At 64.9% G+C, this 14522-nt stretch carries 16 protein-coding genes; 4 read left to right on the top strand and 12 right to left on the bottom strand.

Annotated elements, in window-relative coordinates; all coding sequences use genetic code 11:
• Positions 1-4 precede the first annotated feature (4 nt).
• The 10 genes from rseP to B058_RS0106210 form a co-directional block, all read right to left on the bottom strand.
• Positions 5-1357: an RIP metalloprotease RseP gene (gene rseP / locus B058_RS0106255; RefSeq protein WP_018507622.1), complete on the bottom strand. Its 1353-nt coding sequence runs from the start codon at positions 1355-1357 to the stop codon at positions 5-7.
• Entirely contained in the window at positions 1354-2535 is a 1182-nt protein-coding gene (ispC, locus tag B058_RS0106250; protein WP_040723672.1) for a 1-deoxy-D-xylulose-5-phosphate reductoisomerase, read from the bottom strand. Before ispC ends, rseP begins: the two co-directional genes overlap by 4 nt.
• Positions 2536-2546: 11 nt before the next feature.
• Positions 2547-3353: a phosphatidate cytidylyltransferase gene (locus tag B058_RS0106245; protein WP_018507620.1), complete on the bottom strand. Its 807-nt coding sequence runs from the start codon at positions 3351-3353 to the stop codon at positions 2547-2549.
• A 23-nt stretch (positions 3354-3376) separates the two neighbouring features.
• On the bottom strand, positions 3377-4123 hold the full coding sequence (locus B058_RS0106240) for an undecaprenyl pyrophosphate synthase (protein WP_157265629.1): 747 nt from the start codon (positions 4121-4123) through the stop codon (positions 3377-3379).
• A gap of 23 nt (positions 4124-4146) precedes the next feature.
• Positions 4147-4716, bottom strand: coding sequence for a ribosome recycling factor (gene frr / locus B058_RS0106235; protein ID WP_018507618.1), 570 nt, complete (start codon positions 4714-4716; stop codon positions 4147-4149).
• A gap of 9 nt (positions 4717-4725) precedes the next feature.
• Complete coding sequence (pyrH, locus tag B058_RS0106230) at positions 4726-5439, bottom strand: UMP kinase (protein WP_018507617.1); 714 nt, start codon at positions 5437-5439, stop codon at positions 4726-4728.
• 6 nt (positions 5440-5445) lie between these two features.
• The gene (gene tsf, locus B058_RS0106225; protein WP_026240698.1) at positions 5446-6318 is read right to left on the bottom strand and encodes a translation elongation factor Ts; all 873 of its coding nucleotides are present in this window, start codon (positions 6316-6318) and stop codon (positions 5446-5448) included.
• Positions 6319-6429: 111 nt separating this feature from the next.
• Positions 6430-7173, bottom strand: coding sequence for a 30S ribosomal protein S2 (gene rpsB / locus B058_RS0106220; protein ID WP_018507615.1), 744 nt, complete (start codon positions 7171-7173; stop codon positions 6430-6432).
• 140 nt (positions 7174-7313) lie between these two features.
• The gene (locus tag B058_RS0106215; protein WP_018507614.1) at positions 7314-8645 is read right to left on the bottom strand and encodes an ATP-binding protein; all 1332 of its coding nucleotides are present in this window, start codon (positions 8643-8645) and stop codon (positions 7314-7316) included.
• The gene (locus B058_RS0106210; RefSeq protein ID WP_018507613.1) at positions 8642-9358 is read right to left on the bottom strand and encodes a response regulator; all 717 of its coding nucleotides are present in this window, start codon (positions 9356-9358) and stop codon (positions 8642-8644) included. Before B058_RS0106210 ends, B058_RS0106215 begins: the two co-directional genes overlap by 4 nt.
• Positions 9359-9617: 259 nt before the next feature.
• Here B058_RS0106210 and B058_RS18010 point away from each other — a divergent pair, with 259 nt between their 5' ends.
• The 4 genes from B058_RS18010 (at position 9618) to B058_RS0106190 (ending at position 13804) form a co-directional block, all read left to right on the top strand.
• On the top strand, positions 9618-9962 hold the full coding sequence (locus tag B058_RS18010) for a hypothetical protein (protein ID WP_169335082.1): 345 nt from the start codon (positions 9618-9620) through the stop codon (positions 9960-9962).
• A 25-nt stretch (positions 9963-9987) separates the two neighbouring features.
• Positions 9988-10290, top strand: a complete 303-nt coding sequence (locus B058_RS0106200; RefSeq protein WP_018507611.1) for a hypothetical protein — start codon at positions 9988-9990, stop codon at positions 10288-10290.
• A 161-nt stretch (positions 10291-10451) separates the two neighbouring features.
• Positions 10452-11261 carry a type I methionyl aminopeptidase gene (gene map / locus B058_RS0106195; protein ID WP_018507610.1) on the top strand — a complete coding sequence of 270 codons (810 nt, stop codon included), beginning with the start codon at positions 10452-10454 and terminating at the stop codon, positions 11259-11261.
• Positions 11258-13804, top strand: coding sequence for a [protein-PII] uridylyltransferase (locus B058_RS0106190; RefSeq protein WP_018507609.1), 2547 nt, complete (start codon positions 11258-11260; stop codon positions 13802-13804). Before map ends, B058_RS0106190 begins: the two co-directional genes overlap by 4 nt.
• A gap of 13 nt (positions 13805-13817) precedes the next feature.
• Here the strand turns inward: B058_RS0106190 and B058_RS0106185 are convergent, their stop codons facing one another.
• Complete coding sequence (locus B058_RS0106185; RefSeq protein ID WP_018507608.1) at positions 13818-14042, bottom strand: hypothetical protein; 225 nt, start codon at positions 14040-14042, stop codon at positions 13818-13820.
• A complete protein-coding gene (locus tag B058_RS0106180) occupies positions 14039-14422 on the bottom strand; it encodes a flagellar biosynthesis regulator FlaF (protein WP_018507607.1) in 384 nt (127 codons plus the stop codon). The genes B058_RS0106185 and B058_RS0106180 overlap by 4 nt, the downstream gene beginning before the upstream one ends.
• Positions 14423-14522 lie beyond the last annotated feature (100 nt).

Here is a 14522-nt window from a genome sequence, read left to right as displayed (position 1 = left end):
GTTATCATCCGCCTATCAGGCGTTGCAAATCGTTGAACAGGGCAAACGACATCAGCAGAAGCAGGAGCATCATGCCGACTCGGCTCCCTATTTCCATGGTGCGCTCGGACACCGGGCGACCGGTCAAAACTTCGGCAACATAATACATGAGGTGCCCCCCATCCAACAGCGGGACGGGCAGCAGATTCAGCACCCCCAGACTCACGCTCACCAGCGCCAGAAATCCGACAAAACTGATCCACCCGAGCGTGGCGCTCTGGCCGGCATAGTCGGCAATGGTCAGCGGACCAGACAGGTTTTTCCAGGATACCTGTCCCAGCACCATACGCCCCATCATCTCCAGCGTGAACAGGCTCATGTCCCAGGTTTTTTCAGCGCCACGTCCCAGCGCCTCGACCGGGCCGTAACGCACCTCGGTCATCAGGTCGTCCATCAACGAAGGATCGACCTTGGGACCGGCGCCGATCTTCCCGACACGCTGGCCATTCTCATCCACTGTATCGGGCACGACCGTCAATTCGCGCATTTTCCCCTCGCGTTCGTATTCGATACGCAAGGATTGCGACGGATGCTGGCGAATCAAGTTCACCCAGTCCTGCCAGGTCGCCACGGCTTCCCCGTTGGCGGCGATCAGCCGGTCTCCGCTCTGGAAGTCTGCCCGCGCCGCCGCGCCGCCGGGCAGCACCTCGCCGATGACCGGATCGATCTCGGGGTCGTAACGCACGATCCCGAGCGGGCGCAGGGTGTCCCGTTCCAGGTTCTCGGTATCCATGGGCGGTGCGTCAAGCCGTACGCTGCGGCCATCGGCCAATTCCAGCGCAAGCGGATCACCCGCCACACCGGCACGCAGCAGTTCCAGCCGCAGATCCTGGAAGGATGGGGTGTCGGCGCCATTGACGCGGCGGATTTCATCCCCTGACACCAGTCCCGCCTGCGCGGCCGGCGTGCCGGCCGGCGGCTCGCCGATCAGCGGCTTCATCGCAGGCATGCCATGCAGGAACAGCGCCCAGTAGAACACGATGGCCAGCAGGAAATTGGCGATCGGGCCCGCCGCGACGATGCCGATGCGGCGCCAGACACTCGCCCGATTGAAGCTGCGATGCGCCTCAGCGGCCGGGACCTCGCCTTCGCGTTCGTCGAGCATCTTGACGTAACCGCCAAAGGGTAGCGCGGCAAGCGCCCATTCGGTCTGGTCGCGGCCGAAACGGCGACTGAACAGCGGTTTGCCGAATCCAAGCGAAAAACGCAGAACCTTGACGCCAGCCAATCGGGCCGCCAGATAGTGGCCGAATTCGTGTACCACCACCAGAATGGCGATAGCGACCAAAAACCATACAACGGTATGTAGCACGCTCATGCGCAAGTCTCCAGATAGGCGCCCGCCACACGGCGTGCCTGGCGGTCGGTCTCGAGCAGGTCGTCCAGCGTGGCCGCCGGGCCACCCGCCAGCGTGTCCAGCGCGTGGGCAATGCTGGCGGCGATGGCGGGGAACGGAACTACGCCGTCGAGAAAACGTGCTACCGCGACTTCGTTGGCAGCATTCAACACTGCCGCGGCGTTGCCGCCCGCGGCGAGTGCGTCGAAGGCCAGTTGCAGACAGGGGAAGCGCGCCGTGTCGGGCGCCTCGAAGGTCAGCTGCCTGCCCATCAGTTCGAGCCCCGACACACCGGCGTCGATGCGCTCGGGAAAACCCAGCGCGTACGCGATCGGCGTGCGCATGTCGGGCGTGCCCATCTGCGCGATCACCGAGCCGTCGGCGTATTCGACCATCGAATGCACGATGCTCTGCGGATGTACCACCACCTTGATCTGCTCGGGGCGCGCATTGAACAGCCAGCGCGCCTCGATCACCTCCAGGCCCTTGTTCATCAGGCTGGCCGAGTCAACCGATATCTTCCTGCCCATCACCCAGTTGGGGTGGGCCACCGCTTGCGCGGGGGTGGCGGCGGCGATCGCCTCGGCCGACAGCGTGCGGAATGGGCCGCCGGATGCGGTCAGCCACAGCGCCCTCACCCCGGCACGCTGGAAGTCGCCATCGAAGTCGCGCGGCAAAGCCTGGAAGATGGCGTTGTGCTCGGAATCGATCGGCAGCAGCTCGGCGCCGCTGGCGGCAACGGCGTCCATGAACAGCTGGCCGGACACCACCAGGGTCTCCTTGTTGGCCAGCAGAATCCGCTTGCCGGCCTGGGCCGCTGCCAGCGTCGCTGGCAGGCCTGCCGCGCCCACGATCGCCGCCATCACGGTGTCAACCTCGGGTGCGATCGACACCTCGGCCAGCGCGGTCGCGCCCTCGAGTACCTCGACCGCCAAACTTTCGGCAGTCACCCGATCGCGCAGGGCAGCGGCGGCGGCAGGCTCGCTCATCACCGCGAAACGTGGACGGTGCGTGCGAATCTGCTCCACCATGCGTTCGACCTGGGTCGCGCCGCTAAGGGCGAACACCTTGAAACGATCGGGGTGACGCGCCACGACATCGAGCGTGTTGACGCCGATGGTGCCGGTGGCGCCCAGGATGGTGAGGACACGCGGTTTCATGCCGCTTTCATTCATGTGGAATGTTCCAGCCACATCCACATGCCCGTGGCAATCGGCAAGGTGGAAGTCAGTGCATCGATCCGGTCGAGCACGCCGCCGTGACCCGGCAACGTGTCGCCACTATCTTTCATGCCCGACATACGCTTGATCCACGACTCGAACAGATCGCCCAGTACCGACAGGTAGAGCAGCCCCCACACCATGAAAAGCAGGGGCCGCACAGGCAGGGCACTCCACAGACTCAAGGCGACGGCATACACGGCCAGTGCCACGAGCGCCCCTCCCACGCCTTCCCAGGTCTTGCCGGGACTGATGGCGGGTGCAAGCTTATGACGTCCGAACAGGCGCCCGGAGAAATAAGCAGCGGTATCGGCGATCCAGACGACCGCCATCACGCCCAGTAGTACGGCAGGCCCGCGCGCACGCAAATAGAGCAACGCCGCCCAGGTCGGCAGCAGAATCACGACCCCGATCGCGGCACGCACGAACACGTGGGATGCCTTCCAGCGTCCCAACAGCCACAGGGGGGCAACCAGCAACCAGAAAACGATGGCCAGAACAATCAGGGCGGTCTGGAAAGCTGGCCAGCCTCCGGCCAGCCCATACGGCAACACCAGCGCGCACAGCGTCAGCAAGATGGCATAGACACGCGCAGACAGCGGTGGAAAATGGCTCAGGCGCGCCCATTCGTAAGCCGCCATCCCCACCACGCCTGCCATCAGGACCCCCCACAACCATGTGGGCGCCCACCATGCGGCCGGCACGAACACGGCCAGCAGCAATACGGCGGTGCCTATCCGGCGGAGAAGCGGCGTCATCGATGGCGTCTCCGGAATGGCCGTCACGACGCGGACCGCACCTGCTCGCTGGTGCGGCCAAAACGGCGTTCACGGGTTCGATAGGAGGCGATCGCTTCGTCCAGCGCCGCGGGATCAAAGTCAGGCCACAGTGCATCGGTGAAATAAAGCTCAGTGTAGGCCAGCTGCCACAACAGGAAATTGCTGATGCGCTGCTCGCCGCCGGTGCGGATGAACAGGTCCGGCTCGGGCATGTCGGCGATACTGAGTTTCTGCGCCAGCGCCGCTTCATCCACCTCGTCCGGCGACACGCCGGCCGCCATCAATTTCTTCATCGCCTGCACAATGTCCCAGCGTCCGCCGTAATTGGCCGCGACGGTGAAGGTTAGGCGGGTGTTGTCGCGCGTCAGCGCCTCCGCGTCACGGATCAAGGCCTGGATACGCTCGGAAAAACCCGACAGGTCGCCGATGACGCGGAAACGGATGCCATTTTCGTGCAGTCGCGCAACCTCATTTTCCAGTGCGCGCATGAACAACTCCATCAACAGGGTGACTTCTTCCTGCGGACGCCGCCAGTTCTCGGAACTGAAAGCAAATACCGTGAGATGCGACACGCCGCGCTCGGCGCAGGCGCGGATCACACCGCGCAGCGCTTCGACCCCCTTGCGATGCCCGGCGACACGCGGCATCAACCGGCGCTTCGCCCAGCGACCGTTGCCATCCATGATGATGGCGATGTGCCGCGGCACGTCAGTGCCGGCAGGTGTCGCTTGTTTCTTGCGGGTAGACACGCCGGATATGCTCGCCTGACTGCTCAGACCGCGAGCAGGTCCTTCTCTTTGTCGGCCAGCATCTTGTCGATCTCGCCGATGAACTTGTCCGTCAGTTTCTGCACTTCGTCCTGGGTACGGCGCTCTTCGTCCTCGGTCGCGGTCTTGGCCTTGACCATGTCCTTCAACGTGCCATTGGCGTCACGGCGGATGTTGCGTACCGCGACGCGCGCGTTTTCCGCCTCGCCGCGCACGACCTTGATCAGATCCTTGCGACGTTCCTCGGTCAGCGAAGGCATCGGCACGCGGATGATGTCGCCGTGTGTCGCCGGATTCAGGCCCAGATCGCCATCGCGAATCGCCTTCTCGATCTTGCCGACCATGTTCTTTTCGTACGGCTGCACACCCAGCGTGCGCGAATCGATCAGCGATACGTTGGCCACCTGCGGCACCGGCGTCGGGTTGCCGTAGTAGTCGACCATGACATGGTCGAGAATGCCGGCATGCGCACGCCCGGTACGCACCTTGGCCAGATCGTTCTTCAGCGCTTCCAGCGACTTGCCCATTTTCTGTTCGGCAGACTGCTTGATATCGGCAATGGTGGTTTCAGCCATTTCAGCTCCTCAATGGTTGCTTACCCGCGTACCCTCGTCCTCGCCCATCACCACGCGCTTCAGCGCGCCGGGTTTGAAGACGTTGAACACGACGAGCGACAGTTTCTGTTCGCGGCACAAGGCAAAGGCGGCGGTGTCGAGCACGCCGAGATTGTTGGCGATCGCCTCGTCGAAACTCAGAGTCTCGTAGCGGCGGGCATCCGCATCCTTCTTGGGGTCGGCGGTATAGACGCCGTCGACCTTGGTCGCCTTCAGCAACAGGTCGGCGCCGATCTCGGCCGCGCGCAGGGCAGCGGCGGTATCCGTGGTGAAAAACGGATTGCCCGTGCCACCGCCGAAAATCACCACCCGCCCGGCTTCCAGATCTCGCACCGCTGCATCGCGTTCGAAATCCTCGCCCAGGTGTGCAATGTGCACGGCCGTCTGCACGCGTGCCTCGACCCCGGCCTGCTGCAGTGCATCCTTCAGCGCCAGCGCATTCATCACTGTCGCCAGCATGCCCATCGAGTCGGCGGTGGCACGGTTCATTCCGGACAGCGCGCCGGTGGCGCCGCGGAACAGGTTGCCGCCGCCGACCACGATGCCGACCTGCACGCCCAGCGCAACGACTTCACGAATCTGTCCGACAAAGCCGGCCATCGTTCCGGCGTGATAACCAAAGCTGTCCGGCCCCATCAGGGCCTCGCCGGACAGCTTCAGCAGGATGCGTCGCACCGGCGCCATGCCTCGTCAGACCTTGGAGGCGGCCGCAACTTCAGCGGCGAAGTCGGACACCTTCTTCTCGATGCCCTCGCCCACCACGTACATCACAAAGCCGTGGCACTGCGAGTTCTTCGACTTCAGCACCTGCTCGACGGTCTGCTTGTCATCCTTGACGAAGGGCTGCGACAGCAGGGTGACTTCCTTGAGGAATTTCTGCACCGTGCCTTCGGCAATTTTTTCCAGCATGGCTTCCGGCTTGCCGGCTTCCTTGGCCTTCTCGATCGCGACGCGGCGCTCCGTCTCAATGAGCTCCGGCGCCACGCCCGAGGCATCCAGCGACTTCGGTTTGGACGCCGCGATGTGCATCGCGATGTCGCGCGCCAGTGCTTCGTCGCCGGTCACGTCGACCAGCACGCCGATCTTGCCGCCATGGATGTAGCTGGCGAACTTGCCCTGGCCGCTCAGACGCACGAAGCGGCGTACCGACATGTTCTCGCCGATCTTGCCGACCAGTTCGGTGCGGAAGGCTTCCACCGTGGCACCCTTGTAGGGCAGCGCGGACAGCGCGGCGACGTCGGCCGGATTCTGTTCCAGCACCATGCCGGCGAGCGCATTGGACAGCGCCATGAAATCGTCGTTCTTCGCCACGAAGTCGGTTTCGCAGTTGACCTCGACCATGGCGGCCGACTTTCCGTCGGCGCTGATGGCAATGGTCACGATCCCTTCGGCGGCCACGCGGCCGGCGCTCTTGGCGGCCTTATTGCCGAAACGCACGCGCAGGATTTCCTCCGCCTTCTGCATGTCGCCGCCGGCTTCCGACAGCGCCTTCTTGCAGTCCATCATCGGCGCATCGGTTTTCTCGCGCAGATCCTTGACCATGCTTGCAGTGATTTCTGCCATTTCGAACTCCCAATCCAGTTTCAAACAATTCAATACGGAAAGAGGGGCAGACGCCCCTCCTCGAATACGCTCGCCGGGAAACGACCCCGGCGATGTTGCAACGCGTCGCGTTTACTCAGCGGCGACGTCGCCTTCTTCTTCCACCTCGACGAACTCTTCGCCGCCGGTGATTTCGCTGATGACCTGGGCCCGGCCTTCCAGCGCCGCATCAGCCATGCCGCGGGCGTACAGGCGAATCGCCCGCGCCGAGTCGTCATTGCCGGGAACGATGTAGTCCACGCCTTCCGGGCTGTTGTTGGTGTCGACCACGCCGATCACCGGGATACCCAGTTTCTTGGCCTCGACCACGGCGCCCTTCTGGTAGCCGACGTCGATGATGAAAATCGCATCGGGCAGGCCGCCCATTTCGCGGATGCCGCCCAGGCTGCGGTTCAGCTTGTCGACTTCGCGCTGCACCGTGAGGATTTCCTTCTTCGACAGACGGCCCGGTTCGGCCAGAGAGGCTTCCAGCTCGTTCAGGCGCTTGATCGACTGCTTGACCGTCTTGAAGTTCGTCAGCATGCCGCCGAGCCAGCGCTGGTCGACATAAGGCATGCCGGCGCGCTGCGCTTCTTCGCGCACGATGTCACGTGCGGCGCGCTTGGTGCCGACGAACAGCACGTTGCCCTTGTTGGCGGCCAGCTGACGGACGAATTTCTGCGCCTCCTGGAACATCGGCAGCGACTTTTCCAGGTTGACGATATGGATCTTGTTGCGATGGCCGAAAATGAACGGGGCCATCTTGGGGTTCCAGAAGCGGGTCTGGTGGCCGAAATGGACACCGGCCTCCAGCATTTGGCGCATGGTGACAGACATGAAAATCTCCTAAAGGGTTGAGCCTCCACCCGTCAGCAGCCGCGTGTGTACGTTTGAACACGCCGCCACCCTTTAATGACAGGTGTGCGAATTTGTCCGAACCATTTCGGACAGCCCGCGATTCTAATTCGAACGGACACTTATATCAAGGCGCCCGGCTGCGGCAGAGCAATCTGCAGCCACACCGCCAGCCCGCCGCCGGGCCGGTCCTGCAGGCTGACCTCCCACCCTTGCGCGGCCGCCAGCTGGCGCACGATCGCCAGGCCTAGCCCGGAGCCGCCTGTGCCGACGTTACGTGAGGCTTCGAGCCGGTAGAACGGGCGGAATACGGCCTCCTGTTCCGCGACAGGAATCCCGGGGCCGCGGTCGAGCACGCCGATGCGACACGCGCCTTCCGCCGCCTCGGCACGCAGCGTCACCGGCTGCCCGCCGCCATAGCGCAGGGCATTTTCCAGCAGGTTGGCCAGGATGCGGCGCAAGACACCAAGGGGTACCTCGAGCGTGATATCGGCCGCCTTGATCTCCACCCGCTCTGCCGCACCGGGCGTGGCTCGCACCAGATCGGCCAGCAGATCGGGCAGCACCACCTGCTGGGCCGCTTCATGGCCGAAACTGCGCGCCAGCGTCAGGACATCGCCGATCAGGCGGTCCATCGCCTCGATGTCGCCCTCCACCTGCGCCGCCAGTTCCGCACTCGGCCTGCGCACCAGCATTTCCACCGCCAGCCGCAGCCGTGCCAGCGGCGTGCGCAGGTCGTGCGACACGCCGGCCAGCAGCACGGTACGGGCAGCCAGCAGATCCTCCACCTGTTTCGCCATTTCGTTGAAACGGCGGCTGAGGGCGGCGATCTCACGCGGCCCGGTCTCGGGCAGGCGCTCCGGTGTCTGCCCGAGCCCCACGGAAGTGACCGCCTGCTGCAGTCGTTGCAGCGGACGGATGGCGCGACGCGCCAGCCACCAGGCCGCCAGCAGGGTCAACAGCGCACCGCCGGCCAGCGAGGCCAGCAGGGCATGAACCGGACGCGGGCCGATGCGGCTATGGGGAAACCCCACCGAGAGGTGCCCGTCGCCGGCAGGCAGCGACACCCAGAACCATTCCTCGCCCCGGATTTCCTCGCGCGAAGTCGTGACCGGCTCGCCCGCCCGCGCGCTCAGGGACGCCACCAGAAAGCGCAGATAGGGTTCCCGCCACGAAGGCGGCGCGGGATTGTGCGGCGGCTCGGCGCGCAGCGCCAGCGCGTGCGAACGCACCAGTTCGATTTCGAAAGCGGGGCGGGTGACCGGCGGCAGCTCGCTCCAGGTCTGCACCGACAGCGTCATCAGGCCCGCGAGATCGGACGCTGACCGGCGCGCCATCGGCAGCATCAGGAAGTAGGTGATGGCCGACGCCACCAGCAGTTCGAAAATGATGAAGAACACCACCAGCAGCAAGGCATTCTGCTGCGTCAGGCTGAGGCGCGACGACAGCCTCACGCCGCGCCGCCGCGCGGATTGAACAGGTAGCCCTCGCCGCGCACGGTGCGGATGTAGACCGGCTCGGCGGAATCGGGCTCGATCTTGCGGCGCAGCCGGGTGACGCGGGTATCGACGCTGCGGTCGAAGGGATCGCGCTCGTAGCCCTTCAGCATGTCGATCAGGGTATCGCGCGACAGCACCCGCAGCGGGTGCTCGATGAAGATGCGCAACAGGGCGAATTCGGCGGTCGACAGTTTCACCTCGACGCCGTCGCGAGTGAGCCGGTGGCTCGCCGCATCCAGCCGATACGGCCCGAAGCTGGGCAGCGCCGGCTGCGGGACAGCCTCGGCCTGTCCCTGGCTGCGCCGCAGCAGCGCACGCAGGCGGGCCAGCAGTTCGCGTGGACTGAAAGGCTTGGCCAGGTAGTCGTCGGCCCCCATTTCCAGGCCCACCACGCGATCGATCTCCTCGCCGCGCGCCGACAGCATGAGGATCGGCACGTTCGACTGGCTGCGCAGACGGCGCGCCAGCGACAGTCCGTCCTCGCCCGGCATCATCAGGTCGAGCACGATAGCATCCGGCATGCTGCGCTCCAGCGCTTGCCACATGGCCGTTCCGTCCATTGCCGTCTCTACCGCAAACCCGCTGTCGCCCAGGTATGCCTCCAGCAAAGTGCGCAGCCCCGGGTCGTCGTCCACCACCAGGATGCGTGCCGCGGCGAGTGCCGTCACAACGCACTCCGGGCAGGGTTGGGCACAACAGGCTTGAACGATTGCATCATGCGACATCCGGATTGGAGGCGGGTTACGGTTTTCGGGCCTTGCGCCCGATGTTTTTATCCTACTCCACAACAGGGCCTTTCCGGCCCGCCTGTCACAAACGGACACACACTGGCACGCAGTGCCATCCAGCCGACATTGCACAGCGACACAACCGACCCATACTGCATTCCAACCGCAATCCCGCGGCCTCAACGAAACCGAACCGCACATGACCCTGCCCCGCCTGAGCCTGCTCCTTGTCCCGTCCGTTCTGGCCCTTGCCATGCCGACACTGGCCGAGGCACGCCAGGGCAGCGCGAACATCGTGCAGCCTCGCCCTCTCAACCTGTCGTTGCCGCGCGACCCCCCACACCCTCCCGGTACAAGTCCGGTCGACGAGGCGGTACAGCGTAATCTGCGCGCGCCAACGCCAACCCAGGACAGTCGGCAGGCTCCCGTCCGTCTGCCTTATGGCGCGGGCTACGAGCATCGCCACCCGGAAATGGGTGGCGCGGCGCCAGGCATCAGTCCCGGTACCGCCCCTGGCGCCGGCACCGGACGACGGGGTCGTTAATCCCACCCACTTTAAGGAGTGCACCATGAAATCGACAAAAATCCTTTCCGTCATCCTGCTTGCCGCCGGTCTGGCCAGCGGCACAGTCCACGCCAAGGGCGGCCACGCCGGCATGGGGGGCGGCATGGGAATGGGCAATACCGGAATGTCCTACCCTGATTCGACACAACGCAAGGAAACGCGCACCCAAAGCCGCAATGAAAAGCGCATCCAGACGCGCGATGGCGCCCAGGCCAACAGTGCGCAGCGTAACCAGAACCGCGACCAGATCCGCACCGAAACCCGCGAACAGGTTCGTAGCAGCGGTGCGTCATCCGCGGGCCAGTAGGGACGGCGCAGATAGCCGGCGCAGTTTCCGGCCAGGCATGCAAGCGGGAATGCAGCAGTGCGTCCCCTGCTTGCATACCCCCATGACGTAAGCATGGTTTTTCCGGCACCTGTCGGGCGCGCTAGAATGCTGCTTTAAGCCCCGCATCCAGCCCAAACATCATGACTGTCACCATCAAAACCGGCGCCGAAATCGAAGGCATGCGCGTCGCCGGACGACTTGCTTCGGAAGTGCTCGACTACATCACGCCCTTCGTCAAACCCGGCGTCACCACGGGCGAGCTCGACCGCCTGTGCCACGACTACATGGTCAACGTGCAGGGCACGATCCCGGCGCCGCTGAACTACGCGCCGTCGGGGCACGCGCCTTATCCCAAGTCGATCTGCACCTCGGTCAACAACCAGGTGTGCCACGGGGTGCCGGGCGACAAGGTGCTGAAGAACGGCGACGTCGTGAACCTCGATATCACGGTCATCAAGGACGGCTGGCACGGCGATACCAGCCGCATGTTCGCGGCGGGCGAGGCGTCGATCCAGGCCAAGCGCCTGATCCAGATCACCTACGAAGCGATGTGGGTCGGCATCGATCGTGTCAAGCCGGGCGCTCGTCTGGGCGACATCGGCCACGCCATCCAGCGCTTCGCCGAAAACCATGGCTACAGCGTGGTACGCGAGTTCTGCGGCCACGGCATCGGTCTCAATTTCCATGAGGACCCGCAGGTGTTGCACTACGGCAAGCCCGGCACCGGCCTCGTGCTGGAACCTGGCATGACCTTCACTATCGAGCCGATGATCAACGCCGGCCGCCGCGACATCCGCCAGATGCCCGACGGCTGGACCATCGTCACCAAGGACCGCAGCCTCTCTGCGCAGTGGGAACACACGATCCTGGTGACCGACAACGGCTACGAAGTCCTGACCGTCTCGGCCGGCACCCCGGCCGTTCCCGACCACATCCGTCACGCTGCGTGAGCAAACGGCCGTTCGCCGATCTTCGCGAGCGGCTCAAATCGGGCCGCGCCGATCTGGCTGCGGCTTTCCTGCGCAAATCCACCGCCCACTACCTGAGCCGCCACGCTGCGTTGGTCGACAGCGTGCTGATCGAACTCTCGGCACGGCTCGCCCTCCCCCCCACGTTCTGCCTCGCGGCCGTCGGCGGCTACGGACGCGGCGAACTGTTCCCCGGTTCCGACGTGGACGTGCTGATGGTTCTGCCCCATGACCCCACCCCCGACCAGCAGGCCACGCTGGAAAACTGGGTGCAGGCCTGCTGGGACGTCGGATTGGAGATCGGCCACAGTGTACGCACGGTCGACGCCTGTCTGGCCGAGGCCGCGGACATCACGGTGGAAACCAACCTGCTGGAGGCGCGCTTCGTGTGCGGAGCTGCGGACCTGTTCGACGAATTCGGCCGCCGCTTCCAGGCACGTTTCGACGCCCAGCATTTTTTCGACGGCAAGCTGGCCGAGCAGCAGGCCCGCCATGCACGTTTCGACGACAGCGCCTACAAGCTCGAACCCAACCTGAAGGACAGCCCCGGCGGCCTGCGCGACCTGCACACCATTCATTGGCTGGCGCAGGCCTGCGGCATCCAGGGCAGCTGGAGCGGCATCACGCGCGCCGGACTGCTCACCTCTGCCGAGGCGCGCCGCATTGTGCGCGAGGAATATTCGCTGTCGGCCTTGCGCATCCATCTGCATCTCCTGGCCGGACGACGCGAAGACCGCCTCGCCTTCGATTACCAGACCGAGCTCGCTGCGCGGCTGGGGCTCGCCGCCACTGCACACAAGCGCGCAGGCGAACGCCTGATGCAAGGGTATTACCGGGCCGCCAAGCTGATTCAGCGCGTCAATGACATCCTCATCCAGTCGCTGCGCGTACGGCTGTTCCCGGTGACCGCGCCGCCCGAGCCGATCGATGCCGATTTCCAGTTGCGCGCCAACCTGCTCGAAGCGCGCGCAGCCGACCTGTTCGAGCACAAACCGGATGCTCTGCTGCGCGCCTTCATTGTCTATGCCCAGCACCCGACGCTTGCCGGTTTCGAGCCGGCAACATTGCGCGCGCTGTGGCGCGGCAGCACCCGCATCGACGCCGCCTTTCGCGCCGATCCGCTGCATCGCGCCCTGTTCATGACGCTGCTGCGCCAGCCGCTGGGCCTCACCCGGGCGCTGCGCGCGATGCATCGCTATGGCCTGCTCGGTCGCTACATCCCGGCATTCGGCCGCGTCGTCGGACAGATGCAACACGACCTCTTCCACGTCTACACGGTCGACGAACACATCCTTACCGTACTGCGCAACGTGCGGCGCTTCACCGTGGCGGATCTGGCGCACGAATTCCCGCTTGCCAGCCGGCTGATCGCCGCGTTCGACAAGCCCGAACTGCTCTACCTGGCCGCCCTGTTCCACGACATCGCCAAGGGGCGCGGCGGCGACCATTCCGAACTGGGCGCGGTCGCCGCGCGGCGGTTCTGTCGGCAGCACGGGCTCGAAAAGGCGGACAGCGAGCTGGTCGCCTGGCTGGTGGACATGCATCTGGTGATGTCGCGTACCTCGCAGAAAGAGGACATCAGCGACCCCGCAGTCATCGCCGCCTTCGCCGCCCGGGTCGGCGACGCGCGCCGGCTGGACGCCCTGTATCTGCTGACCGTGGCCGACATCCGCGGCACCAGCCCCAAGGTGTGGAACGCGTGGAAAGGCAAGCTGCTGGAAGACCTTTATCACGCCACCCATGCCCGGTTGGCCGGCAGCGACGCCGCGGTGGCGGACATTGCCGCCCGGCAGAACGAAGCACGGGTCAATCTCGCCCTGTATGGCCTGCCGGCCAGCGCCGCCGATGCGTTGTGGCAGCATCTCGATGAACGCTATTTCGTCCGCTTCGACGCCCGCGACATGGCCTGGCAGGCGCGCATGCTGTGGCGCCGTACCGACAGTACTGACGCCATTGTGCGGGCGCGGCTGTCGCCGGCCGGCGAGGGCATCCAGGTGCTGGTCTACGCACCCGACCGGGCCGACATCTTCGCGCGTATCTGCGGCTTTTTCGCCCGTATCCAGTACACCATTCTCGAAGCCAAGATCCACACCACACGCAATGGTTATGCCCTGGACAGTTTCCAGGTGATGGACCTGGCCAATCGCGGCATCCATTACCGCGATTTCCTGAATTTCGTGGAATACGAACTGGCGCGCGATCTCGACCCTACGCGTCCGATACAGCCTGTGCCGCGCGGCCGCCTGTCACGCCATCAGCGTCACCACCCCTACCCCACCACGGTACAGCTGGAAGCCGACGCACAGGGCCACGGCCATATGCTGTCGATCACCTGCGCGGATCGCGGCGGCTTGCTATTCGCGGTGGCAGAAGTGCTGATGCGACATGACGTGAACGTCTATGCCGCCAAGATCGACACCCTGGGCGAACGGGTGGAGGATACGTTTCTGATCCGGGGCGCCGCCTTGCAGACGCCCGCGGGCCGCGAGGCGTTGGAAGCCGAGACGATCGAAGTGCTGAAGTGAACTGCGTCGGACCCTAGACGGCCGGGCGCGCGTATTCGTCGACGTAACGGCCGCGCGACGGTGTTTTGCGGGCAGGCGGTGATTTCTTGCGTACGCCGTCGGCCGGCTTCTTGACCTTTTCATCCACGTCGGGCTTGACGCGATTGCGCCCGCGCCCGGGGCGAACCGACGTACTGACCCCCGCCACATCGGCGAGACTCAGGCCGGAATACCGTTCGTAATCTTGAAACAGGCTCATGCCGCCTCCCGCCATTCCTTGAGGCTGCCGGCCAGCGTGCGCGTCAAGGCGATGAGGCTGCCCAGGGTATCAACGTCAGGCGTGGCCTCGCACAAACCGATCTTGCAGTCGGCATACACCGACAGGATCAGCAGGTTGTGCTGCATGTCCAACGGCAGCGCCAATGTGCCTTCGGCCAGTCCGGTCTGGATCGCGTGCCAGACGCTGCGGCTGGCTTCCAGCGCGGCCATGAGGCGCAGCGGGCGGTTGGGATCGGTCCAGTGCCGCTGCACGGCCATCAACTGGACAGCAATGTCGTCGAGCTGGGCTGCTTCGTCCATCATCACGTCGGCGTGGTGGATGTGACGCTGGGCCTGCTGGATCTGATGTTCCGGGATCATTGGGTGTCCTTGCTGCGTGTGCCGGGGCACATCGCCCACGGTTACGCTACAAGTTAGCGGCGAGGACCGTCGCAACTTTAGGCAAGCTAAATGCATGCCC

Origin of the sequence: Thiobacillus thioparus DSM 505 (assembly GCF_000373385.1) — a bacterium.
Lineage (GTDB): Bacteria > Pseudomonadota > Gammaproteobacteria > Burkholderiales > Thiobacillaceae > Thiobacillus > Thiobacillus thioparus.
This window is presented reverse-complemented; position numbering and strand designations above follow the sequence as displayed.